Origin of the sequence: Mesorhizobium sp. M7A.F.Ca.CA.004.12.1.1 (assembly GCF_003997835.1) — a bacterium.
In the GTDB taxonomy this organism is placed as follows: domain Bacteria; phylum Pseudomonadota; class Alphaproteobacteria; order Rhizobiales; family Rhizobiaceae; genus Mesorhizobium.
In genome coordinates this window covers 1-650 of the sequence record NZ_RZRK01001420.1, presented here as the reverse complement: position 1 = coordinate 650, position 650 = coordinate 1, and the positions used below count along the sequence as shown (strand labels likewise).

The 650-nt window shown below is 62.0% G+C and carries 1 protein-coding gene; it reads left to right on the top strand.

What is annotated here, in order from left to right; translation table 11 throughout:
- Window positions 1-562, top strand: a 562-nt coding sequence (locus tag EN984_RS36795) for a twin-arginine translocase subunit TatC (protein ID WP_164766030.1), incomplete at its 5' end; no start/stop codon positions are given.
- Window positions 563-650 lie beyond the last annotated feature (88 nt).

Here is a 650-nt window from a genome sequence, read left to right as displayed (position 1 = left end):
GATCTACAAGTTCATCGCGCCCGGCCTGTACAAGAACGAGCGCAACGCCTTCCTGCCGTTCCTGATCGCATCGCCGATCCTGTTCCTGATGGGCGCATCGCTGGTCTATTTCTTCTTCACGCCGATGGTGATGTGGTTCTTCCTCGCCATGCAGCAGGCCGGCACCGACGATCAGGTGCAGATTTCGCTGCTGCCGAAAGTGTCGGAATATCTCAGCCTGATCATGACGCTGATCTTCTCCTTCGGCCTGGTGTTCCAGCTGCCGGTGGTGACCAGCCTGATGACACGGGTCGGCATGCTCTCGTCCAAGGGACTGGCCGAGAAGCGCAAATGGGCGATCGTCATTGCCTTCGTCGTCGCGGCGATACTGACGCCGCCCGATCCGATGAGTCAGATCGGCCTGGCCATCCCGACCATCCTTCTCTACGAGGTGTCCATCTGGGCTGCCCGGCTGATCGAGCGCGATCGGGAAAAGCAGCGCGTGGCACGCGAGAAGCAGGGCGCGGCGGAAGAGGTGGCGGACAAAGCACCGGACGAGCCCCCGGCACCTGCCTCCTCATAGGCGACAGAGCGGCTGCAGCGGCGGAAAAACATAGTCGTCGCCCCGTCCTCTTGCATCGATCCCGGATGCGGTTTACGCCCTCTGGCTG